This window comes from Collinsella sp. Sow4_E3, from assembly GCF_052116285.1.
In the GTDB taxonomy this organism is placed as follows: Bacteria; Actinomycetota; Coriobacteriia; order Coriobacteriales; family Coriobacteriaceae; genus Collinsella.
Map to the genome: position 1 here is coordinate 1 of NZ_JBQKLJ010000021.1, position 22,659 is coordinate 22,659.

A 22,659-nucleotide genomic window follows, 5' to 3' on the forward strand; every position below is an offset into this window, starting at 1 on the left:
CGACTAAACGCGCAGCGTGCGCGGGCCCTCCCGACGGGAAACGAAAAAGCCCGGTTTAAAACCGGGCTCGAACAAACACGCCTATTGACAATGGCTTTCTCATATTAAAAGGGACAGGTTTATTTTGGCAGGTTTTATCAGGGAGAATGACGTTTTCCCATATAAAACCGACCAAAATAAACCTGTCCCTAAATGGTAGGTTTCGCAAATGTGAATTTGAATAGCCTCCGACCACCCGCGGTCGGAGGCTATTTTATATATACGCAATAACCCCAACTACCTGTGTTATTCTGTGTGTTTGTTTAAGCCTCAGCGAAGTCGTATCAGACTGAAGTAATCGATACCTAAGGGGAGGAATGCAGACCCTGGCGGGCCTACATTCCTCCCCGGTGGGACGGGAGAGATATATGGAAGAGATGCCCAAAAACTACGACCCGTCGACCAACGAGCCGGCGATCCTGCAGAAGTGGCTCGACGGCGGCTACTACAAGCGCCGTGAGGGCGTGGGCGACTGCACTGTCACCATTCCGCCTCCCAACGTGACCGGCAAGCTCCACATGGGTCACGCCACCGACGATTCCATCCAGGATGCCATCATCCGCATGGCCCGCATGCGCGGCAGGTCCACCCGCTGGGTGCTCGGTACCGACCACGCCGGTATCGCCACGCAGACCAAGGTCGACAAGAAGCTTAAAGAGGAGGGCATCAGCCGCCTGGAGATCGGCCGCGATAAGTTTGTCGACGCCTGCTGGGATTGGACCCACGAGTACGGCGGCATCATCGTCGAGCAGATCAAGCGTATGGGCTGCTCCGTCGACTTTGATAACGAGCGCTTTACCATGGACGAGGACTACGCCCAGGCCGTGCGCAAGGTGTTCTGCGACTGGTACCACGACGGCCTGATCTACCGCGGCAAGCGCATCGTCAACTGGTGCCCCAACTGCACCACCGCCATCTCGGACGACGAGGCCGAGTACAAGGACGAGAAGGGTCACCTGTGGCACCTGCGCTACCCGCTGACCGAGCCGGTCAACGGCCAGGACTACATCGTCGTCGCCACTACGCGCCCCGAGACCATGCTCGGCGACACGGGCGTGGCCGTCTCCCCGAAGGACCCCGAGAAGGCCGCCTTTGTGGGTAAGACCGTCAAGCTCCCCATCGTCGACCGCGAGATCCCCATCTTTGAGGATTGGCATGTCGACGCCAACTTTGGCTCCGGCTTTGTCAAGGTCACCCCGGCCCACGACCCCAACGACTACGCCATGGGTCAGGCCCACGACTTGCCGCAGATCAACATCTTTGACGAGCATGCGGTGGTCGTCGAGGGCTACGGCGAGTTTACCGGCATGACCCGCGAGGAGTGCCGCGAGGCCGTCATCAAGTGGTTTGAGGAGCACGACCTGCTCGATCACGTCGAGGATCACGATCACTCCGTCATGCACTGCTACCGTTGCGACTCCGCACTGGAGCCGTGGCTGTCCGAGCAGTGGTTTGTGGCCGTCGACAAGCTCAAGGGGCCGGCGCTCGATGCCGTCAACTCCGGCAAGGTGACCTTCCACCCCGCGCGTTGGACGCAGACCTATACCACCTGGATGGAGAACCTCAAGGACTGGTGCATCAGCCGCCAGCTTTGGTGGGGCCACCGTATTCCCGTGTTCTACTGCGAGGACTGCGGCTGGGAGGATGCCCTTACCGAGGACACCGACGTGTGCCCTAAGTGCGGCGGTCGTCACGTGCATCAGGACGAGAACGTGCTGGACACCTGGTTCAGCTCGCAGCTGTGGACTTTCGCCACGCAGGGCTGGCCCCAAAAGCCGGAGCTGCTCGAGGGACATCACCCCACGACGGCGCTCGTCACCGCGCGCGACATCATCGCGCTGTGGGTCGCCCGCATGGTCATGAGCTCGCTGTACTTCCTGGACGAGGTGCCGTTTAAGGACGTCGTCATCTACCCGACGATTCTTGCCAAGGACGGCAGCCGCATGTCCAAGTCCAAGGGCAACGGCGTTGACCCCATGGACCTCATTGGCATGTACGGTGCCGACGCCATGCGCTTCAATCTGCTGACGCTCTGCACCAACAACCAGGACGTCAAGTTTGACGCGAACATCGATAAGAAGACCAAGAAGCTTATCGACAGCCCGCGTACCGAGCAGGCCAAGTCGTTTGTGACCAAGATCTGGAACGCCAGCCGCTTCCTGCTTATGAACATGGAGGGCTACACGCCCGGCGAGCCTGTCGTAGAGACGCCGGCCGACGCCTGGATGTTCAGCCGTCTGGCCAAGGCCGTCAAGATGGTCACCGAGGGCATCGAGAACTACACCTTTGGCGACATGGCCCGCGGCGTTCAGCAGTTCTTCTGGAACGAGGTCTGCGACTGGTACGTCGAAGTCACCAAGGCGCGCCTGAAGGGCGAGGGCCGTCTCCAGGCGCAGCGAAACCTGATCTTTGTGCTCGATACCTCTATTCGCCTGATGCACCCGCTCATGCCGTTTGTCACCGAGGAGATCTGGGACAACATGCCGGCGAGCGTGCTCGACCTGGACGCCGAGGGCAACGTGGACCGCGCCGAGGCGCTCATGATCGCCAAGTGGCCCGAGCCTGCCGACTATGTCAAGTATGTCGACGAGGACGCCGAGCGCGCGTTTGAGCTGTGTCGCACCGTCGTTTCTGCCGCCCGCGCCACGCGTTCGCGTTATCGCTTGAGCCCCAAGGCCGAGCTCGACGTGGTCGTGCGTGCCGGTGCCGAGGACATCGAGAAGCTCGAGAGCCTGCGCTCGACCATCGAGCCGCTGGCCAATACCGCCTCGCTGGTCATGGGTACCGATGTTGAGAAGCCGGCCGCGTGCATCGCCGTGGTCGACAGCGGCGTCGAGGTCTTTGTGGTGCTCGAGGGCAAGGTTGACCTTTCGGCCGAGAAGGCGCGTCTGGAGAAGGAGATTGCCGCGGCCCAGAAGGAGCTCGCCGGCTGCGAGAAGACGCTCGCCAACGAGGGCTTTGTGGCCAAGGCCGCGCCCGCGGTGGTCCAGAAGAAGAGGGACCGTGCAGCTGAGCTCAAGGAGATCCTGGAGGCGCTGACTGCTCAGGTTGCTGACTTCTCGTAGGCGTTACTGGGGGACGCGGTTTGGGGCATTGCTCGCTACTGCGGACAGTCCTGCTCGCACGAAGGCCACATTAAGTGGCCTTCGGCTCGTGCGGAACTTGTATCGAGCAAAGCCCCAAACCGCTCCCAGGTCGTTTACGTGGTTGTTTGCAACTGGTGGGTTAGGCCACTTGGCTGTGGCCTTGATTCTGCTGCAAAGCGGTGTTTGGCTGATATTTTGAATGGGAAGGGCTCGTTGTTGATTCGGGCCTCTTTTTATGTTGAGGGGACTTTGGGTTATGGCTAAGCGTTCTGGGTCGTATGTCGTTCCTTTCTCGTTTGATTTGCTTTCGTTTAGTGAGGCTGTGGGGCTTGCTGCCGATACGGGGCGGATTTCTGGGGATGCTGGTCCTCTGCTCGAGACGGTTGTCGATATGCTCGATGAGCTAGGGCGGCCGGACGAGTACTTTGATTGCATTCAGGTTGCCGGTACCAACGGCAAGACTTCGACCACGCGTTTTTCGGCTGCTATCCTTCGCGGCGAGGGGCTCAAGGCTGCGCTTTATACGTCGCCGCAGCTTGTTCGCTATCCCGAGCGCATGGAGGTCGATGGGCACGTCGTAAGCGATGAGGCGTTTGCCCGTGGCGTTTCTGCTGCTGTTGAGGCGGGGCATCGAGTGAATGCGCGCCGCGTGGTGGCGGGGGAGCGTGCCTATACCATCACGCCGTTTGACCTGCTGACGGCCGCCGCGCTTGTGGTGTTTGCCGAGGCTCGCGTGGATGTTGCCGTGCTCGAGGTCGGCATGGGCGGTCGCTGGGACGCCACGAGCGCGACCGATCCCGTTGCCGTTGCCATCACGGGCATCGGACTCGATCACACGCGCATTCTGGGCGATACACTCGAGGCCATTTCGGGGGAGAAGGCCGCCGTCATTAAGCCCGGACGCCTGGTTGTGCTGGGCGAGGGCACGCATGAGCCGAGCGTTCAGCGCGTTATGGACAACCGTTGTCGCGAGTGTGGTGTGGTGCCGCTGGTGGTGAGCCACACCACGACCAAGGTGCCGGCGCATGTGGGCGATACGGTTGAGTTTAGCTGTACCACGCCGCGTGCGATTTATACGTCGAGCATGGTTAAGCCGGCGTATCAGCCGCAGAATGCCGCGTGCGCGATTATGCTCTGCGAGGGGTATCTGGGTCGCGAGCTCGACCACGAGGCGCTTGATGCTTCGCTTATGGGCTGCCCCACGCCGGGCCGTTTTGATGTGTTGGGAACCGACCCGCTCAAGCTGATCGACGCCTGCCATAACCCCCAGAGCTGCGAGAACTTTGTGAGCGCCTTGGACGAGATCGATCCGTGCGTAGAGAATCGCCCCACGTTGCTGTGCGCCGCGCTGGCAGACAAGGACGTGGCGGGTATCGTCGACGTGCTGATCCCGGCCTTCCCGCGCGTGGTCGTCACACAGACCGATTCCGATCGCGCCCTGCCGGCGGAGGAGCTTGCTGCCCTGGTGGATTCCGATAAGCTCGCAGGCGTGTACCCCAGCGTGTCCGAGGCCCTCGCAGCCTTTGAGGCCGCAGGCGAGCCCTTCGTAGCAGCAGGTACCATCACCCTGGCCGGCGAAGTTGCCGGTCTGCTCCGCTAGATCCCTTCCGCAGGGTAGCTAGTTTGCCTGCACGCCACGAAATGGGCCTATCTACTACGTTTGACCGGCTACCCTCAACCATGCCGAGAATCGCAAAATCAAAACCGCAGGTAGAAGGCTTGTCAATTTTCAAAAAATACCCGTATGGTCGCCCCATGCGGGTTAAACGTAGTAGATAGGCCCATTTCGTGGCGGCATTCATGTGATGCGGCAAAGGGGTCGTCCCTTTGCCGCATTGCCTAGTCTAGGCGGACCGGATCGTGGGGGTAGGCGTTGAGAATCTCGACGCCGCTCTCGGTGACCAGGGCAAGGTCCTCGATGCGGACGCCGGTGCGGCCGGGGAGGTAGATGCCCGGCTCGATGGAAAACGTCATGCCCGGCTCTACGACCTGCTCGTTGACGAGCGAGACGTCACCCGGCTCGTGGTCTTGCAGGCCGATCGAGTGTCCCAGACGGTGCGTAAAGTACTTGCCATAACCCGCGTCCTCAATCACGTCGCGCGCGGCACGGTCCAGGTCGCACATGCGCACGCCCGGGGCGATGAGCGCCTCGGCGGCCTCGTTGGCGCGGCGCACGATGTCGTAGATGCGTGCCGTCTCCTCGTCCGGCTCGCCCCAAAAGAACGTGCGCGTCATGTCCGAGCAATAGTTGCGGCGACGTCCGCCAATATCGAACAGCACCACGTCGCCACGCTTGAGTACCGTATCGTCTGGCTCGTGGTGCGGGTCGCCGGCGTTGGCGCCAAAGCTCACGATGGGCGGAAAGCTAAAGCCCTCGCAATCGTGCTTGCGATATAGGCCAAGCATCTGGTCGGCGATCTCGCGCTCCGTCACGCCTTCGTGGACGAGCTCGATCGCGTCGGCCATCACGGCGTCGTTAGCGGCCGAGGACACGCGCATAAGCTCCTGCTCGCCGGCGTCTTTGTAGGTTCGCGCGGCGGTCACGGCAAAATCGCCTAGGAAGAATTCGTTCGCGGCATGGCGCTCCATGAGGGGCATCAAGAAGCCGGAGCGCATGACGGTGTCGATGCCGAGCGGTTTGGTCGGATCAACCTCGCGAGCGATGGCGTCGGCCACGACGTCGGTATCGGTGTGGTACGCGACGCGGGCATTGTCATACTCGGGCAGCTGATGCAGCGCGTTGACCAAGATCACTGGCTCGCTACCGCGTGCGAGCAGTACGCCGCAAAAACGCTCGAACATATCGGCATAAAAGCCGGTCAGGTAATAAATCGACCACGGGTCGTTTACGAGCAGCTGCGCGCCGGGGTGCTGTGCCTCGAGCGCATCGAGCACGCGTGCCACGCGCTGGTCATCGACATGTGCCATACATCGTCCTTTCGTTAGGTTGCCACCATGGTATCCCCAATGCCAGGGTAGTCAATTTGGGACGGGGCTATTTTAGCTGCGTCAAACATGCGAGCTGATAGGTAAAAGTAGTCAATATGGTCCCGTCCCAAATGGGCTGGTTTCAAAACTATGGCGGATTACGGGGCTGGACCTGTATTACTTGACCATGGGAAAAATAGCGAAATTAAAACCGCAGGTAGAAGGCTTATCAAAAATCGAAAATTGCCGGTATGAGTGGGGGTCTCCGAATCAGCCCCGTAATCCGGCATAGTTTTGAAATGGCACTAAAGTAGGCACAAGCTAAATACCGATCCCAAGGCAAGTTGCGGTGGAATAGTTCCTTGATGCCGGGGTTTTGGCGGAAATCGGGAATTATTTCACCGCAATTGAGGAGGGGCGGGGCGTATGCGGGGTAGCTAAAAGAGCACCGTCCCAAACGAGCTGCTTAGGCCGGGTCGATGTCCATGCTGGCGATGAGGTCGGTACCGGTGTCTAGGAGGTTGGGGAGGACTACATCGCCCATGCGGATGGGGGCTTTGACCACTAGGCCGCGGATGAGGTCCATGGTCTGGGCATGGAGTTCGAGCGGGATGGCTTCGGCCGTGCGAACGGGCAGCAGTGCCTCGTCGCCGCCTGATACCGCCACGGTGGTAGTGAGGACGCGCATGGGGCAGGTGAGCTCCTGATGTGCGAACTTATCGCCGCGCGGGCAGCTGTTGCCGGTCACGGCGCGCACCGTCGCCACGCGGTCGTCGGCCCCGCGCTCCACTTCCACCGTAAGGAGGCACTCGGATGGGCAGGTGGTGCAGTTGAACTGTAGCGTCTCGATCGCATTTGTGCTCATGGCTATGCCTCCTCGACGGGCTCGACGGAAAGGATAATCTCGCTGGCACCCAGGTCGAGCGCTCGCTGTATCACCTTTGCCGGCAGCGGGAAGCTTTCCATAACGCTCGGTTTAAACGCGCGGACCTTGCCCGTAAGCAGTTCCTCGTCGCCCGCCAGAATGCGCACGCGGGCGGCATCGACCGGCCGGCGCACGCGAAAGTTGAGCCTGGTGAGTGCCATGGCCGTAATGCGTCCCGGCAGCGCGTAGCCGGCGATGCCGGCAGGGGAGACCGTGAGCTGGCAGCCAGCGCCCGTCTCGACATCCGCGCCGGTCCCCAGCGCGTACGTCGCCGCGGCTGCGCCGGCACGCTCGGACTCGGTCGTCACGTTATCGGCCAGGTCGTGCACGTGCAGCACGTTGCCGCAGGCAAAGATGCCCGGCACGCCCGTCTGCAGGCTCTGGTCCACCACGGCGCCGCGCGTGCGCGGGTCAAGCTCAACACCCGCGCCTACCGAAAGCTCGTTCTCGGGAATCAAACCTACCGAAAGCAGCAGCGTGTCGCACGGAACGATGCGCTCGGTCCCCGGAATGGGCGCCAGTTTTTCGTCGACCTGGCTCACCTCGACGGCCTCCACGCGGTCGTGCCCAATCACGCGTGTGACGGTGGTGGACAGGTGCAGCGGAATGCCAAAATCGTCCAGGCAGTTCTTCACATTGCGGCGCAGGCCGTTGGCGTATGGCATAAGCTCGTACACGCCCTCGACCGAAATCCCCTCGAGCGTGCAGCGACGCGCCATGATGAGCCCAATGTCGCCCGAGCCTAAAATGACGGCGCGCGAGCCGGGCTTGAGGTTGTCGATGTTGATGTATCGCTGCGCCAGGCCGGCGGTAAACACGCCGGCGGGGCGGCTGCCGGGAATCTTGATCTCGCTGCGCGTGCGCTCGCGACACCCCATGGCAAGGACGACGGCGCGCCCGGTGAGCTGCAACATGCCGGCGGGGCTCATGAGCGTGACGGTGTGTGCCGAGGCATCGCTCGCCGCGCCACTTGCGCCCGTGCCTGCGACTTTGTCCTCGCTTGAGTCGATCCCAATCACCATACTGTCCAGGAACAGTGCGATATCGGTTTTGCGCACCTGGTCGATAAAGCGCTGTGCGTACTCGGGACCGGTCAGTTCCTGCTTAAAGTGTGAGAGGCCAAAGCCCGGGTGGATGCACTGGCGCAGGATGCCGCCCAGGTGCTGTTCGCGCTCCACGATGGCCACGCGCGCTCCGACCTTGTGTGCGGCAAGTGAGGCCGCCATGCCGGCAGGTCCGCCGCCGATAACGACTACGTCGAACGCCTGCGTCTGCACGGCGCCGGCAGTAATTGATACCTTGTCGGCATCTGCGCAAGTGCACTCGACGCCCGATACCGCACCCATATCGATACTCGTCGCCATCCTAGCGCACCCCCTTCAAAGGTCCCTCAACGAGCCACGAGCCAGTGTCCTCCAGCAGCACCTCGCTGGGGTCGCAGCCCAGCTCGCGGGCCAGAATCCGCACCACGCGGCTCTGGCAAAAGCCGCTCTGGCACCGACCCATGCCGGCACGGCAGCGGCGTTTGACGCCCTCGACCGAAACCGCACCCGGGCGGCGTCGGATCGCGGCCACGATCTCGGCCTCGGGCACCGTCTCGCAGCGGCAGACGATCTGCCCCCACGCGGGGTCGGACTCGATCAGCTCTTCCTTGCGCGCAAGCGGCGCGCGGTCAAAGTCGTCCGGCGCACGGCGAATCGGATCCCAATCGGCCCGCTCGCGCAAAGCAACGCCCGCCTCGCGCAGCACCTGCTCCATTCGCTCGGCAATGGCCGGCGCGCTCGCCACGCCTGGCGACTGAATGCCCGCGGCCTGGAACAGCCCCGGCACCACGGCGGACTGTCCAATAAAAAAGTCGTTCGTTCCCTTAATGACCGGACGCCCGCCGGCAAACGCTCGCACCACGCGGCGCGTATCCAGATCGGGCACCAGCTTGCGCGCGCCGCCCAACAGCGCGTTTACGTCGCCCGCATAGGTCTGCGTGTTGCCGGGCTCGCGCACAGCGGCCGTCGCGGTGATCGCCGTGTTGCCGTGGACGGTGCCCGTAACGATGACGCCCTTGGAAACCGGCGTGGGAACGGGGTAGAGCGGCATGAGTGCGCGCGGCTCCTTGTCCAGTACCACAATGTTGCCCTGGCGCCAGACCATCTGGAACTCCTCGGCGCCCGCCATATGCGAGATGTCTGCGGCGCCGTTGCCCGCCGCGTTAATCAAATAGCGGCAGCGCACATCACCGGCCGGTGTTACCAGCGTAAAACGAGCGGTCCCGTCACCGCTCATGTCGCCAGCGCCGGGAGCTACCTCGATCGTCTCCACCGGTGCGGAGCGCACAAACGTCACGCCGTTGGCTACGGCGTTTTCCATCGCGGCGATGGCGACCTCAAACGGATCGACATAGCCGGTCGAGGGACACCACAGCGCGCACGTGGCCTGGGCGCTGGCGCGCGGCTCCAGCTCGTGGATGCGCTCGGCCCCGATGATCGCCAACTCGGGTACGCCGTTTGCCAGCCCGTTGCCTTGCAGCTGCTCCAGCTGCGCGCGGTCTTGGTCGCTAAAGCCCAGCACCATGGACCCGGTGCGGCAAAACAAAAAGCCCAGCTCCTGGGCCCACGTGCCATATAGCTCGCAGCCGCGGGCGTTGACCTGGGCCTTAACCGTGCCCGGCGCCGGATCGTAGCCGGCGTGCACTAGGCCGCCGTTGGCCTTCGACGCGCCCAGGGCAATGTCGTTGGCCGCCTCGACCACGCAGATGGACAGGTCATAGCGCGCGAGCTGCCGCGCGATGGCGCATCCGGTGATGCCCGCGCCCACAATCGCGATATCAAACGTTTCGGTCACAGTGCCTCCAAGACGAGTTGACAGGCTGTCAATAAGGCTATCCTACGGTGTGCGCATCCCCCGCCCAGCGGCAATGCGGCGAACAGCCCCGCTGCATCCGCCAACGGCAGGCGAGGGGAGACACAGGTCAATCGGTGACCTCGTCTGGCACCCCTGTTGTCAAAGGTTTGTCTCGTTCTGTAACGGTAAGCAGAAGAGTTGGGTTCCAGATGTTACAGATCGATACGTTTGCCAGGCGGGCCCTCTGTTTGTCTTGATTTGTAACAGTAAGAGTAGAAAATCGGTCCTATGTGTTACAGATTGAGATTTAAAGTCAGGGAGAGGTCATCTGTCTCGATCTGTAACATCTCGGGACCGTTTTGGGATCTAGATGTTACAGATTTAGATGAACCCATCAGTCGGTTTCGAATGTCTAAATCTGTAACAGTTAGACCTGTTTTTGCCAAGTTGTTGTTACAGATTGGGATATTGAGATTGGACATTTTCCTTTGTCTTGATCTGTAACAGATAGAAGGGGTTCTGGCCCCTAGCTGTTACAGATTGAGATATTTAACGGAGGGCTCACCGTTCATCTTGATCTGTAACAGTAGGGACTGATTCTGGAGCCAAGATGTTACAGATTGAGATTTAAGTCTGGGAGAGAACGGTTTGTCTAATTCTGTAACATCTGGACCCGGATTCCGCTCTCACCTGTTACAGATTGAGATGTTTCTATCCGCCCATGCCTGCGACCTGCCAAATCGTTAACCCCCGTGTTACACTAACTCGAGTTGTAACTACCCCGAAAGGTATCCGTAATGTCCAAGTACATCTCTGAGCTCATGTCGCCGCAGCTTATGGGCGTCATCTATGCCTTTGTTGGCTTTATCATCGCCTTGTACGTGCTGTCGGTCGTCTATGTGTTTATTGACGCCCGCCGCCGCGGCGCCAGTGCCTACGTGGCCTGGGGCATCATTGCCCTCATTCCGTTTGTAGGCCTCATCGCCTACCTGGTCCTGCGCCCGCACTCCTATGCGGCCGACCGCGAGGAGCAGGAGCTGGACATGGCCCTGCGCGAGCGCCAGCTTGCCCAGTACGGCACCTGCCCGCAGTGCGGTGCGCCCATCGAGAAGGACTTTGTGGTCTGCCCGGTGTGCGATACCCAGGTGCGCAACGTGTGCCCCAGCTGCCATCGCCCGCTCGACGCACACTGGAAGGTCTGCCCCTACTGCCGAACTCGCATCCAGTAGCGCATCCATCGCCGGGCCGGCCGCAAGCCACGGGCACGCCGCGCGCCACGCGCAAGCGGCACGCAGCCCCGCCCCCACACGATGAAGCATGCGTAGAAATTCGCCCGCCGTGCCATTCAGGTGCGGCGGGCGCTTGTATACCTAGGTAACCTGCCTATAATGATGCAAGTCAAAACGCACGCGCCGGCAAGCGCAATGCACACCGCACGGCGCCAAGCAGCACTTGCACAAGGCATCCGAGAGGAGAAAACATACCCATGAAGGCACTCTACAATGACGGTTCGGTGGCCGAGCTCCCGCAGGACGAGGTCACGCACGTCATCCGCCACTCCGCCGCGCATATCATGGCGCAGGCCATCAAGCGCCTGTACCCCCAGGCCGATTTTGCCTACGGCCCCGCGACCGACAACGGCTTTTACTACGACGTCGACCTGCCCGAGGGCGTCAAGATCAGCGAGGACGACTTCCCCGCGATCGAGGCCGAGATGAAAAAGATCTGCAAGGAGAACCTCAAGTTCTCCGTGTACGAGAAGTCCCGCGCCGAGGCCATCGCCCTTATGGAGGAGCGCGGCGAGAAGTACAAGGTCGAGCACATCGGCGATCTGGACGACGACGCCCGCATCACCTTCTACCAGCAGGGCGACTACATCGACATGTGCGTCGGCCCCCACATCTGCTACACCAAGGCCCTCAAGGCCTTTAAGCTCACCGGTGTCTCGGGTGCCTACTGGAAGGGCGACAAGGACAACAAGATGCTCACCCGCATCAACGGCGTCGCCTTTGCCACCAAGGAAGAGCTCAACGAGCACATGCACATGCTGGAGGAGGCCAAGAAGCGCGACCACCGCAAGATCGGCCGCGAGATGGACCTCTTTATGATGCGCGACGAGGCCCCTGGCTTCCCGTTCTTCCTGCCCAACGGCATGATCCTTAAGAACACGCTGCTGGACTACTGGCGCGAGATTCACCACAAGGCCGGCTACGTGGAGATCTCCACGCCGCTCATCATGAACAAGCAGCTGTGGAAGACCTCTGGCCACTGGGACCACTACAAGGACAACATGTACTCCACCGTCATCGACGACGAAGAGTACTGCATTAAGCCCATGAACTGCCCGGGCGGCGTGCTGGTGTACGCCTCCAAGCCGCACTCCTACCGCGAGCTGCCCATCCGCGCCGGCGAGATTGGCCTGGTGCACCGCCACGAGCTGCGCGGAGCCCTGCACGGCCTGTTCCGCGTGCGCTGCTTTAACCAGGACGACGCCCACCTGTTTGTGCGCCCCGACCAGCTGACCGACGAGATCGTGGGCGTGGTCAACCTTATCGACTCCGTGTACCAGAAGTTTGGCTTTAAGTACCACGTTGAGCTTTCCACCCGCCCCGAGGACTCCATGGGTTCTGACGAGGACTGGGCACGCGCCGAAGAGGGCCTGCGCACCGCTCTTGAGCAGCTGCACATGGATTACGAGGTCAACGAGGGCGACGGCGCCTTCTATGGCCCCAAGATCGACTTCCACCTGGAGGACTCGCTCGGCCGTACCTGGCAGTGCGGTACCGTCCAGCTCGACTTCCAGATGCCGCTCAACTTTGATCTGGAGTACGTGGATGCCGACGGCACCAAGAAGCGCCCCATTATGCTGCACCGCGTGTGCTTTGGCTCCATCGAGCGCTTTATTGGCATTCTGATCGAGCACTTTGCGGGCAAGTTCCCCACCTGGCTGGCTCCCGTGCAGGTCAAGGCGCTTCCGGTCTCCGAGAAGAGCCGCGACTATGCCCACGAGGTGTGCGCCAAGCTGGAGGAGGCCGGCATTCGCGTGGTCTGCGACGACCGCGACGAGAAGATCGGCTACAAGATCCGCGAGGCCCGCAGCATCGACCGCGTGCCCTACATGCTCATCCTGGGCGAGAAGGAGGTCGAGGCCGGCAACATCTCCGTCCGCGATCGTTCCAACGAGACCGTTCAGATGAGCGTCGACGAGTTTGTGGCCAAGGTGACCGAGGAGATCAAGACTCGCGCCTAAGGCGAACAAAGCAACAATACGTATAAGGCGACCGTCCACAAAGGGCGGCCGCCTTTTTTAATGTCCAAACAAAAAAAAGCCGCTGGATGAGCGGTTTTTTGCACAAAAAGGTACAGGTTTTCGTATCTTTCGACACAGGTCATTATACGAGTTAATTCAGGCCGTTTTCCCAGATTACGCAAATTGCTGCGCAAGCAGACACATCTCCATACCCCTCTACAAAAACCTGTACTTTTGCGACTGCGCCTAGCTGCGAGCGAGAAGCCTGTTCTAAACGCCCTGCATTTGCGTACATCGCAAAGCCAAAAAGAGGGGGCGAGAACATGGGACAGACGGCACGGCGCCAAGAGCAGCTGCCCGGTGCCTTTAACGGCGCTACCACCAATAGCCAGCACGGCCGCGTCCGCTGGTATCTGGTCCACACCCCCAATGGAAAAGAGCGCGAGACCTGCGAAAAGGTCCGCCACATTATCCCGCACAACCTTATGCAGGACGCTTTTGTGATGCAAAAGGAGTTCTGGTTTAAGCGGGACGGCGCCTGGTCGCTCCAAACCAAACCTATGTACAAGGAATACTTCTTCGTCGCCACGCACGATGCCGCCGCGCTCGATAGGGCCCTGGCCCAGTTGAGCTTTGGCTGTCGCATCGCCGGCAGTAGGGAGCGGGCGTACATGCCCATGCCGGACGATGCGCAGGATTGGTACCGCAGCGTGCTGGACGGCGACGGCGTGGTGCGCAATAGCGTTGCGCGCATAGAAGACGGCGTGTTGCACATAGAGCAGGGTCCCTTGGTGGGGCAAGAGGCCCGCGTTAAAAAGATTGACCGTCATAAACGCTGGTGCCTGGTGGACGTGGGCGAGGGTGACTCCACATTTAGGGAGCTGCTGCCGCTCGATGTTCCCAGCAAAACGTAAGGGAGACGTTGTACCGGCAATTCGTTCGCATTTTTGAATTTACCGATTGGGGGATCCCTGGACAACGGGGACGTAAGTTTGACTGTGGCTGCTAAAGAAGTAACAGAAAGTAATACGCCTGTGGGGGTGCCTGCTAGAGGCATTTCCCACGACTATTTCCTTGGTGGGGTGCTAGCCCGTGCCTAGGAAACCGACGGGGACCCTCTTCTACCGCATATGCAAGAGAGCGTTCGACATAGCCTTCAGCGCCGGGTGCACCGTGGTGCTGGCGATTCCCATGGCCTGCGTCTGCGCCGCAATCTGCGCGGAGTCGCCGGGCTGCCCGGTCTACACGCAGGAGCGCGTGGGCAGGGGAGGCCGGGTGATCCGCGTGCTTAAGCTCCGCAGCATGGTGGCAGACGCCAGCGACGTACACAAGTACCTTAGTCCCGAGCAGCTGCACCAGTGGGAAGTTGAGCGCAAGGTCGACGATGACCCGCGCATCACCAGGGTGGGCAGGTTCATCCGCAAGTGCTCCATCGACGAGGTGCCGCAGTTCCTCAACGTGCTCAAGGGCGATTTGTCCGTTATCGGACCACGCCCCATCACGCGCGACGAGCTCAATCAACACTTCACTGACGAGGAGAAGGAGGAGCTGCTGAGTGTCACTCCGGGCATCACGGGCCTATGGCAGGCCACCGACCGCAACGCCGCGACCTTCGAGAGCGGCATGCGCCAGAAGATCGAGCTCCATTACGTGCGGAACCGTTGCTTCGGAATGGACTGGAAATGTTTTACAGGCACTTTCGGTGCCATGTTTGGAAAAAGGAGGACTGGGCGATGACCATGGATGCAAAGCCCTTGGTGAGCGTGATCATCCCGCTCTACAACTGCGAGAAGTATCTTCCCGAGGCCTTGGACTCGCTCGTCGCGCAGACGGTGCCTGACTGGGAGGCCATCCTCGTGGACGACTGCTCCGCGGACGGCTCCGCGGCGATGGCCGACGCCTACGCCGCCCGCGACCCGCGCTTCCGCGTTTTTCGACAGCCCGAGAACGGCGGCGCTGCCAAGGCCCGCAACAGAGCCCTCGAGAACGCGCGTGGCCGCTTCATCGCCTACCTCGACTCCGACGATTACTGGATGCCGGAGAAGCTCGAGCGCCAGCTCGGCTTCATGCGCGACCGCCGCATAGGCGCGTGCTTTACCTCCTACGAGACGGTGAACGAGGACGGGGATCATCGCAACTACGTCCACGTGGACGCCGAGGTGGGCTACCACCGCTTCCTCACCAAGCCGCCCACGTGCAGCCACACCGTCATGTTCGACACCGCCGTCGTGGACCGGGCGCTTCTCGTGATGCCCGACATCCGCAAAAGGCAGGACGCCGCCACATGGCTCCAGGTCATCAAGGCGGGCCACAGGCTGCACGGCCTCGACGAAGTACTCGCGGCGAACCGTAAGCGGGCGGGCTCGCTCAGTTCGAACAAGCTCTCCGCCGTCCGCAACACATGGATGCTCTACAGACAGATCGAGCGGCTGTGGCTACCGTACGCCGCCTACTGTCTGTTCTGGCAGATGTTCCACGCAACCCTCAAGAGAATAGGAAGTATTTAAATGTTCACAACCCTTTACGAAGATCTGCTCGCAGGTGACGCCAAGCTCTCGCTCGTAGGCCTCGGCTACGTTGGCATGCCCATCGCCGTCGAGTTCGCCAAGCACGTCCCCGTCATCGGCTTCGACATCAACGAGGCCAAGGTCGAGCAGTACAAGCAGGGCCACGATGCCACCAATGAGGTAGGCGACGAGGCCCTGGCTCACACGACCGTGGACTTCACGGCCGACCCGACGCGCCTAGAGGAGGCCCGCTTCCACATCGTGGCCGTGCCCACGCCCGTGAACCAGGACAAGACGCCCGACCTAACGCCCGTCATCGGCGCGTCGGAGACGCTGGGCAAGCACCTGAAGCCCGGCAGCATCGTGGTCTACGAGTCCACCGTCTACCCGGGCGTCACCGAGGACGTCTGCGTGCCGATTCTCGAGCGTGAATCCGGTCTCAGGTGCGGAGAGGACTTCAAGGTGGGCTACAGCCCCGAACGCATCAACCCCGGCGACCGCGTGCATACCCTTACGACCATCCGCAAGGTGGTCTCGGGCATGGACGACGAGTCCGCCGAGCTCATCCGCAGGGTCTACGACATCGTGATCGCCGCTGGGACCTTCCCGGTCTCGACCATCAAGACCGCCGAGGCCGTGAAGGTCGTCGAGAACTCGCAGCGCGACATAAACATTGCCTTCATGAACGAGCTCGCGATGGTGTTCGACCGCATGGGCATCGACACCTCCGAGGTCATCGAGGGCATGAACACCAAGTGGAACGCCTTGGGCTTCCGACCGGGCCTGGTGGGCGGGCACTGCATCGGCGTCGACCCCTACTACTTCACCTACGAGGCCGAGAAGCTCGGCTACCACAGCCAGATTATCCTTTCCGGCCGCAAGGTGAACGACGGCATGGGCGGATTCGTGGCCGACGCGGCCATCCGCGAGATGGTACAGGCCGGGCTTGCCCCCGCGAAGTCGCGCGTGGCCGTGCTTGGACTCACCTTCAAGGAGGACTGTCCCGACGTGCGCAACTCCAAGGTGGACGACATTCTCGCTCGCCTGCGCCAGTACGGCATCGCGCCCCAGGTCTGCGACCCCTGGGCTGACCCGGCTGACGCCAAGGCTGCCTACGGGGTTGACCTTGTTCCCATGGAGGAGCTGCGCGACCTCGACTGCCTCATCGTCGCGGTGGCGCACCGCCAGTTCCGCGATATGAGCAGCGACGACGTGAAGGCCCTCTTCGCCGACAAGCCCGACGCCGAGAAGGTGCTCGTGGACGTGAAGAGCGTCCTGCCTAAGGCGGAGTTCGCTGGGTACCGGTACTGGAGGCTGTAGTGCGGCAGAAGACCACGACGATATGTTACTTAGCGAATGCCGACAACTACCACACCTACAAGTGGGCGTCCCAGTTTTCGCTCCGGGGCTACGGGGTTCACGTCCTCTCCCTTGAGGAGTGCCGCTCCGAAGCCATCCGCGAACTGAAAAACGTCACCGTCCACTACCTGCAAAACCCCAGCGCCCGCCAGGGTTCGGAGTTGCAGAAGCTCGGCTACCTCTCCACCGTCGGCGTGGCGCGCCGCCTCATCGAGGAGCTGGACCCCGACGTCGTGCACGCTCACTATGCCTCGAGCTACGGGCTTGTGGCGTCGCTCGCGTGCAGGCGCCCGTACTACCTCTCGGTCTGGGGCTCCGACGTCTACGATTTCCCGCGCAAGTCCCCACTGCACCGCGCCGTCGTCCGGCGCTCGCTCGCCAAGCCTGCCTGGCTCATGTCCACGAGCCGCGCTATGGCCGAGGAGTGTGCCAAGTACACGGGGCGCGACTTCGAGATAACGCCCTTCGGCGTGGACATGGGGCTCTTCTCGCCTCGCAAGCGTGAGCCCCACGAGGGCCTCGTGGTGGGCACCGTGAAGGCGCTTGAACGCAAGTACGGCATCGACACGCTGCTGCGCGGCTGCGCGCTCCTGCATGACCGCAGGCCAGACCTGGGCGTGCGCGTGCGCATCGCGGGCAAGGGCACCATGGAGGCCGAGCTGAAGGCACTCGCCACGAGGCTCGGCATGGACGGGTACCTCGACTGGCTCGGCTTCATCCCGCAGGAGGAGGCCGCGCGGGAGTGGGCGGGCCTCGACATCGCAATAGTAGAAAGCGAAAGCGAAAGCGAAAGCTTTGGCGTCTCCGCGGTCGAGGCGCAGGCGAGCGGAACCCCACTTATCATATCGGACATCCCTGGCCTTATGGAGGCCTGCGACGGCGGGCACACGGCCGTCGTCACGCCCCGGCGCGACCCGGCGGCCCTCGCCGATGCCTTGGAGGCGCTTGCCGACGACCCGGCTCGCCGCGCCCGCATGGGGGCCGAGGGCCGAGCCTACGTGGAGCGCGCCTACGAGGTGGGCGCCTGCTTCGACCGCGTGGAGGAGATTTACCGTAGGAACATGGAGGAAGCGCGATGAGGGAGAAGGTCGCGAGGGGCCTGTACTGCATGCTTGCGAAACTGCTGCCGCGCTCGCGCCGCTTCCCGCCGGCCAAGAAGCTGCGGGGCGGGGTGGCTCGATTGATGGGCTGTAAGCTGGGCCGTGACGTGAACATCGAGCACGGCGCGGAGTTCGACTCTCGCCTCGTTGTGGGCGACCGCTCGTCGGTGGGCATTGACTCGGAGTGCTTCGGGCCGGTGACCATCGGTCGCGACGTGATGATGGGGCCGGATTGCGTTGTGCTTACCCGCAATCACAGGCACGACCGCGTTGACGTGCCCATGATTGAGCAGGGCTACGAGGACTACCGCCCCGTGACCATAGAGGACGACGTGTGGATTGGTCGGCGCGTCACCATCCTGCCCGGCGTGAACGTGGGTGCGCACTCCATCCTCTCCGCTGGCGCCGTCGTGACCAAGGACGTCGAGCCGTACTCCGTCGTTGGTGGGGTTCCGGCACGGCTCATCAAGAAAAGGGGCGCGGATGCGCGGTGCTGCTGACATATCTTTTTGCGGAGCGGGCCCGAGGGGGTCGGGCCTGATCCCCTCGCGAGAAAAGGGGCGCGTGCGCGCGCTGGTGAGGGCGCGGGAGGTCGAGCGGGAGGAGAACACGATAGTCTTCCTCCTCCTCGTATGCTTGGTTTGCCTGCCGATCGCCGCGCTCTCGTCGCTCAAGACGCCCCTCTACGCTGCAATCCTTGCGCTGGACCTGCTCTTGCTCCTCGTCGCCTCGGCCGGGGCTACCAAGATGAGGCTCGACGGGGGGCTTGTCTGGACATCCGTCGGACTCTTCTGCTATCTAATCATATGCTGGCTGCTGAATGGCGGCAGCGCGGCGGAGCGCCTCGTGCAGACTGCGGTCTATCTCGCGACACTCCTGGCCTTCTCGAGCTATGAATGGACGCCCGCGCGCGTGTCAAAGGTTAAGAGGCTCTTCGCCGCCCTGCTCTTCGCTGCCCTGGTCTACTGGTTTGTGTCCGGACGGGTCACGAACTACTACGCTGCATTCTATGTCCACAGCAACGCGTTCGCCGTCGTGCTTATATGCGCCTGCGCCCTTTCGCTACTCTCCATGGATGGGCCGAAGCCGAAGGTCTCCGACCTATGCGTCTTCGCCATGGCGCTCGTCCTGCTCCTGTTCGCGAACAGCCGCTCGGCGATGCTCGCGCTTCTCGTGGTAGTGGCCTTACCCTATCTGCTGCACGCAGTCTCCAAGAAACGGTCGTTTCTCGCAGTGGCGCGCGTTGCCTTCTTCGTCGTGCTCGTCGCGGTGCTTGCCTTCACGGTCGTCTACCCCTCGCTGATCGGCACGCAGCTGGGTTACTCCCTGGAGATGTTGTCGCGCGAGTGGCTGAACAAGAACTTTTTCTCGGGCCGCGAGGTCGTCTGGAAGATGATCTTGGACGCCGTGAAGGGGCACGAGGTGTTCGGCCTGGGGCTCTCCATGGTCCCAAGCATGGTGTACGAGACGTCCTTCTCCTCGCACAACCTCTACCTGCAGACCATCCTTCAGTCCGGCGCGGTCGGCCTCGTGTTTGTGCTCCTCCTCCTATGGCTCGTCTTGGAGCGCCTCGGGAAGGAAGGCGGCTGGCAGGCGTGCGTGGGTGCCTCCCTGCTGGTGGGCGTGCTCGTGCACGAGTGCCTCGAAGTGTCGCTCACGCAGAACAACTTCGACGTTGGATTGCTCTTCTGGGTGGTGCTGGGGATCTCGGTCTCGGCCTCCTCACTGCGAACTGCGCGCGGGGGTGACGGCTCATGAGTCGCGGGGGCCTGCTCGGCAAGATAGTCGGCTTCTCGATGGTGAGCGTCGTGAGCGCGGTGATTTCGCTCGTCGTCGTTCCGGTGTCGACGCACCTGTACGACCAGGACGCGCTCGGCAAGATCAACTTCTTCTTCTCGGTAACCAACGTCCTGCTTACCCTGTTCTGCCTCGGGCTCGACCAGGGCTACGTGCGCTTCTACCCACTCGCGAAGGACGAGGGGCAGCGCAGGAGGCTGCTGACGTTTAGCGTCTCGGCGTGCTTGTGCGTCGTCGTGGCCGCGGGCCTCGTGGCGTGGGCGTTCGACGACTCGCTGTCGGTGTGGTTGTTCGGGGAGGCCGGCATGCCAGCGACGGCGATGATCTGCTTGGTCACGCTGTGCGTCGTCGCGCTCAGGTTCTTCTCGCTGCGCTACCGGATGGCGGAGGACGTGTGGGGCTACACCATCTTTGCCGGCGCCGTATCGGTCATCCAAAAGGGTCTTTACATCGTCTCGGCGGTCGTGTCCACGAGCTACGTAGTGGCGGTCGGCTGGGTTGCGCTCGCCTGTCTGCCGATCCTGGTGGCCGCCGCCGCGCACGAGCGCGCACAGCTCGCCGCCCCTGACCTGCGCGGGGAGGCTTCCCTCTACTGCGACGAGGCCCGCTTCTCGCTGCCTCTCTTGGCGTCGGGGCTGGTCGCGATACTCACCAACTATGTGCCGCAGTTCGCTATCCGCTCCCTCATAGGCTTCTCCAACATCAGCGTGTTCACGGCGGCCCTCACCGTGTCACTGGCCGTCAACCTCATCCAGAGCGGCTTCAACGCCTTCTGGGCTCCCTACGTCTACCAGCATGCGCGCGACGAGCAGGGGAAAATCATGCGCGTACACGAGGCCGTGGTCATGGTGGCGGTGAGCGCCTGCATGCTGCTCGCCATGATCGTCGACCTCGCGTTCCTGCTGTTCAAGCCGAACTACGCCGCGGGGGCGCGCCTTGTACCGTTCCTAGCGCTGGGGCCTCTGTGCTACACCATCGGCGAGACGGCGGGGGTGGGCATCAACCTTAAGATGAAGTCGGGGCTGAATCTGCTGATCTCTGCCGCCACGCTCGCCTCGAGCGTGGCGCTCTCGCTGGCGCTCGTGCCCGTGCTCGGGCTGGGCGGCGGAGCCGTCTCGGTCGGGGGCGCGGCGGCCGTGGGCCTCGCGCTCAAGACGGCGATAGGCGAGCACTACTACCAGAGCATACGCGACCGCTCGTTCATGCTCAGGGGGCTTCTGCCCTACGTCGCAGTCTGCGTCGTCGCACTCGCGCTGCCCGATCGACTGGCCCTTCGGCTCGCTATCGATGCTGCGCTGCTCGTCCTCTCACTCGCGCTGTATGGCCCGTCTAGGCTGCGCGCGCTCGCAGGCTACCTCAAGTCCTTCGTCGGGAGATGATTCGCATGCTGCTTCGCGCCCTCGGCTGGCTCTTCTACAACCTCGAGAGACTCCGCATGAGGTGCCTAGGGACCTACAAGACCTCGCTGTGCCGCTGCGGGGAGAATAGTTACGTGGGGGGGGTGTCTCGCTGAGCCATCCTGAGAACATAACAATTGGACGCAATTCCTACGTGAACGGTGGCATGCTGTGCGCCTCGCCCGGGGCTAAGATCGTCATCGGCGACGACTGCCTCGTGTCCTACGCCGTGCACCTGCGCACCGACATGCACCGCCACTCCGACCCCGACGTCCCCGTGAACCACCAAGGGCACGACGAGGCGGACATCGTACTCGGCGACAACGTGTGGGTGGGCTACGGTGCGCAGGTCATGAGCGGGGTCACGGTGGGGTCGAACTCCATCGTGGGCGCAGGCGCGGTCATCACGCGCGACGTACCCGAGGGCGTGGTCGTCGCGGGCGTGCCTGCGAAGGTGATCAAGAAGCGATAGAGGTTCCATCTTCAATGAAACCGTACCAACGACAATCCTCGTCAGCGGGGGCACCGGGGGACGTTATGTTCGGCAGCGCCTGAACTCAAGGGCTCGGCGCTCCTCCGCTTGCGCTGCAGTCCGCTTCGCATGCTGGGTTCGTCGTTGTTGACTTAGGCAGAAGCGTGCATGGATCGCCGCTCACCTGGTTATCGCTCAAAAGCTTGGCATGTCGTTCGATTATTTCGCTGAAAGAAACAGCAGATGAACGCTGTGCTTTTTTCGTCTGGAATTATTGATCCTTCCTTTCACTGACTGGCAAAACGATTTACACCTAATTGTGGACATCGTCCACGCGATTTCTCTTTGCCCCCTCATCGATCTCGCTAAACTAATAGTCGCTGCCACCAGGGCATTTTCTGGTGCACATTCTATTGGCTCCTGCGAAGATCGGAGCGGGTATGTTTGCCGCCGAGTCCTACATCAGCCGTCATTGCATTGCGATCGTCGCTATGGCCTGCCTATGCGTCTTGCTGGGCGGGCCTTCCTGTGCCGCGGGCGCGGAGAGCCTGTTCATCGCGGGCGCGACGTGCCGCGAGCCGGGCGTGTCGGGCCCCGGTTGGTCCTGGACCGATGCCGGCCATCTGGAGCTCGACGGCTACGCGGGCGATGCTATCGGCGCCGGCGGCGACCTGGTCGTGACGCTTGTGGGGCAGAACTCGGTGACGGAGTCGCATGCGCCCGATGCGGACATCACGCAGTGCGGCATGGAGGTGTGGGGCGACCTGACGCTCCGCCGCACCGGGTCCCTGGCGACATCGGGCTCGCAGTGCGCGATCCACGTCTCGCAGGCGCTCGCGGTGGAGGGCTGCGCCGTAGATGCCCGGGCGGACGGAGCAAACGTCACGGACGAGGCCGTGGCCGGCTTGATTGCCGGCGGCATGGCCGTGCGCGGCGGCGGGCGCGTCGCCGCCGTCGGGAC

18 protein-coding genes are annotated in these 22,659 nt (G+C 62.3%); 14 read left to right on the forward strand and 4 right to left on the reverse strand.

Annotated features, from left to right (window positions below; translation table 11 throughout):
- The first annotated feature begins 407 nt into the window (after window positions 1-407).
- Window positions 408-3,104, forward strand: coding sequence for a valine--tRNA ligase (locus tag ACTQ48_RS09875; RefSeq protein WP_441570773.1), 2,697 nt, complete (start codon window positions 408-410; stop codon window positions 3,102-3,104).
- A gap of 277 nt (window positions 3,105-3,381) precedes the next feature.
- On the forward strand, window positions 3,382-4,725 hold the full coding sequence (locus tag ACTQ48_RS09880) for a bifunctional folylpolyglutamate synthase/dihydrofolate synthase (protein ID WP_441570775.1): 1,344 nt from the start codon (window positions 3,382-3,384) through the stop codon (window positions 4,723-4,725).
- 239 nt (window positions 4,726-4,964) lie between these two features.
- On the opposite strand, the gene ACTQ48_RS09885 is transcribed toward ACTQ48_RS09880, so the two are convergent.
- The 4 genes from ACTQ48_RS09885 to ACTQ48_RS09900 all read right to left on the reverse strand — a co-directional run bounded on the left by ACTQ48_RS09885 (window position 4,965) and on the right by ACTQ48_RS09900 (window position 9,816).
- Complete coding sequence (locus ACTQ48_RS09885; protein WP_441570777.1) at window positions 4,965-6,053, reverse strand: M24 family metallopeptidase; 1,089 nt, start codon at window positions 6,051-6,053, stop codon at window positions 4,965-4,967.
- Window positions 6,054-6,519: 466 nt separating this feature from the next.
- A complete protein-coding gene (locus tag ACTQ48_RS09890; protein WP_427728710.1) occupies window positions 6,520-6,918 on the reverse strand; it encodes a DUF1667 domain-containing protein in 399 nt (132 codons plus the stop codon).
- 2 nt (window positions 6,919-6,920) lie between these two features.
- On the reverse strand, window positions 6,921-8,342 hold the full coding sequence (locus ACTQ48_RS09895) for an NAD(P)/FAD-dependent oxidoreductase (protein WP_441570778.1): 1,422 nt from the start codon (window positions 8,340-8,342) through the stop codon (window positions 6,921-6,923).
- Between the two features lies 1 nt (window position 8,343).
- Complete coding sequence (locus ACTQ48_RS09900; RefSeq protein WP_441570780.1) at window positions 8,344-9,816, reverse strand: NAD(P)/FAD-dependent oxidoreductase; 1,473 nt, start codon at window positions 9,814-9,816, stop codon at window positions 8,344-8,346.
- 797 nt (window positions 9,817-10,613) lie between these two features.
- Between ACTQ48_RS09900 and ACTQ48_RS09905 the strand changes: the two genes are divergently transcribed.
- From ACTQ48_RS09905 to ACTQ48_RS09960, 12 genes are all read left to right on the forward strand, one after another.
- Entirely contained in the window at window positions 10,614-11,045 is a 432-nt protein-coding gene (locus ACTQ48_RS09905; protein ID WP_006234085.1) for a double zinc ribbon domain-containing protein, read from the forward strand.
- Between the two features lie 257 nt (window positions 11,046-11,302).
- A complete protein-coding gene (gene thrS / locus ACTQ48_RS09910; protein WP_441570782.1) occupies window positions 11,303-13,066 on the forward strand; it encodes a threonine--tRNA ligase in 1,764 nt (587 codons plus the stop codon).
- Between the two features lie 323 nt (window positions 13,067-13,389).
- Entirely contained in the window at window positions 13,390-13,980 is a 591-nt protein-coding gene (locus tag ACTQ48_RS09915; RefSeq protein ID WP_441570783.1) for a hypothetical protein, read from the forward strand.
- A gap of 178 nt (window positions 13,981-14,158) precedes the next feature.
- Window positions 14,159-14,803, forward strand: coding sequence for a sugar transferase (locus tag ACTQ48_RS09920; protein ID WP_441570785.1), 645 nt, complete (start codon window positions 14,159-14,161; stop codon window positions 14,801-14,803).
- The gene (locus ACTQ48_RS09925) at window positions 14,749-15,573 is read left to right on the forward strand and encodes a glycosyltransferase family 2 protein (RefSeq protein ID WP_343001626.1); all 825 of its coding nucleotides are present in this window, start codon (window positions 14,749-14,751) and stop codon (window positions 15,571-15,573) included. Before ACTQ48_RS09920 ends, ACTQ48_RS09925 begins: the two co-directional genes overlap by 55 nt.
- Complete coding sequence (locus ACTQ48_RS09930) at window positions 15,574-16,893, forward strand: nucleotide sugar dehydrogenase (protein WP_117743631.1); 1,320 nt, start codon at window positions 15,574-15,576, stop codon at window positions 16,891-16,893.
- The gene (locus tag ACTQ48_RS09935; RefSeq protein WP_333790145.1) at window positions 16,893-18,011 is read left to right on the forward strand and encodes a glycosyltransferase; all 1,119 of its coding nucleotides are present in this window, start codon (window positions 16,893-16,895) and stop codon (window positions 18,009-18,011) included. The genes ACTQ48_RS09930 and ACTQ48_RS09935 overlap by 1 nt, the downstream gene beginning before the upstream one ends.
- Window positions 18,008-18,532 (forward strand): acyltransferase, encoded by a 525-nt coding sequence (locus tag ACTQ48_RS09940; protein ID WP_117743633.1) that lies wholly within the window; start codon window positions 18,008-18,010, stop codon window positions 18,530-18,532. The genes ACTQ48_RS09935 and ACTQ48_RS09940 overlap by 4 nt, the downstream gene beginning before the upstream one ends.
- Window positions 18,533-18,596: 64 nt before the next feature.
- Window positions 18,597-19,790 carry an O-antigen ligase family protein gene (locus ACTQ48_RS09945; protein ID WP_158553172.1) on the forward strand — a complete coding sequence of 398 codons (1,194 nt, stop codon included), beginning with the start codon at window positions 18,597-18,599 and terminating at the stop codon, window positions 19,788-19,790.
- Window positions 19,787-21,208: a lipopolysaccharide biosynthesis protein gene (locus tag ACTQ48_RS09950; RefSeq protein ID WP_441570788.1), complete on the forward strand. Its 1,422-nt coding sequence runs from the start codon at window positions 19,787-19,789 to the stop codon at window positions 21,206-21,208. The genes ACTQ48_RS09945 and ACTQ48_RS09950 overlap by 4 nt, the downstream gene beginning before the upstream one ends.
- Window positions 21,209-21,380: 172 nt before the next feature.
- Window positions 21,381-21,698, forward strand: coding sequence for an acyltransferase (locus ACTQ48_RS09955; RefSeq protein WP_441570790.1), 318 nt, complete (start codon window positions 21,381-21,383; stop codon window positions 21,696-21,698).
- A 413-nt stretch (window positions 21,699-22,111) separates the two neighbouring features.
- Window positions 22,112-22,659: hypothetical protein (locus ACTQ48_RS09960; protein ID WP_441570792.1), on the forward strand; the 548-nt coding region annotated here is incomplete at its 3' end.

What these genes read in the sequence shown, in the direction of transcription:
- ACTQ48_RS09875 (WP_441570773.1), top strand. Translation starts at nt 408, where the DNA reads ATGGAAGAGATGCCCAAAAACTACGACCCGTCGACCAACGAGCCGGCG.
- ACTQ48_RS09880 (WP_441570775.1), top strand. Translation starts at nt 3,382, where the DNA reads ATGGCTAAGCGTTCTGGGTCGTATGTCGTTCCTTTCTCGTTTGATTTG.
- ACTQ48_RS09885 (WP_441570777.1), bottom strand. Translation starts at nt 6,053, where the DNA reads ATGGCACATGTCGATGACCAGCGCGTGGCACGCGTGCTCGATGCGCTC.
- ACTQ48_RS09890 (WP_427728710.1), bottom strand. Translation starts at nt 6,918, where the DNA reads ATGAGCACAAATGCGATCGAGACGCTACAGTTCAACTGCACCACCTGC.
- ACTQ48_RS09895 (WP_441570778.1), bottom strand. Translation starts at nt 8,342, where the DNA reads ATGGCGACGAGTATCGATATGGGTGCGGTATCGGGCGTCGAGTGCACT.
- ACTQ48_RS09905 (WP_006234085.1), top strand. Translation starts at nt 10,614, where the DNA reads ATGTCCAAGTACATCTCTGAGCTCATGTCGCCGCAGCTTATGGGCGTC.
- thrS (WP_441570782.1), top strand. Translation starts at nt 11,303, where the DNA reads ATGAAGGCACTCTACAATGACGGTTCGGTGGCCGAGCTCCCGCAGGAC.
- ACTQ48_RS09915 (WP_441570783.1), top strand. Translation starts at nt 13,390, where the DNA reads ATGGGACAGACGGCACGGCGCCAAGAGCAGCTGCCCGGTGCCTTTAAC.
- ACTQ48_RS09925 (WP_343001626.1), top strand. Translation starts at nt 14,749, where the DNA reads ATGTTTTACAGGCACTTTCGGTGCCATGTTTGGAAAAAGGAGGACTGG.
- ACTQ48_RS09930 (WP_117743631.1), top strand. Translation starts at nt 15,574, where the DNA reads ATGTTCACAACCCTTTACGAAGATCTGCTCGCAGGTGACGCCAAGCTC.
- ACTQ48_RS09940 (WP_117743633.1), top strand. Translation starts at nt 18,008, where the DNA reads ATGAGGGAGAAGGTCGCGAGGGGCCTGTACTGCATGCTTGCGAAACTG.
- ACTQ48_RS09950 (WP_441570788.1), top strand. Translation starts at nt 19,787, where the DNA reads ATGAGTCGCGGGGGCCTGCTCGGCAAGATAGTCGGCTTCTCGATGGTG.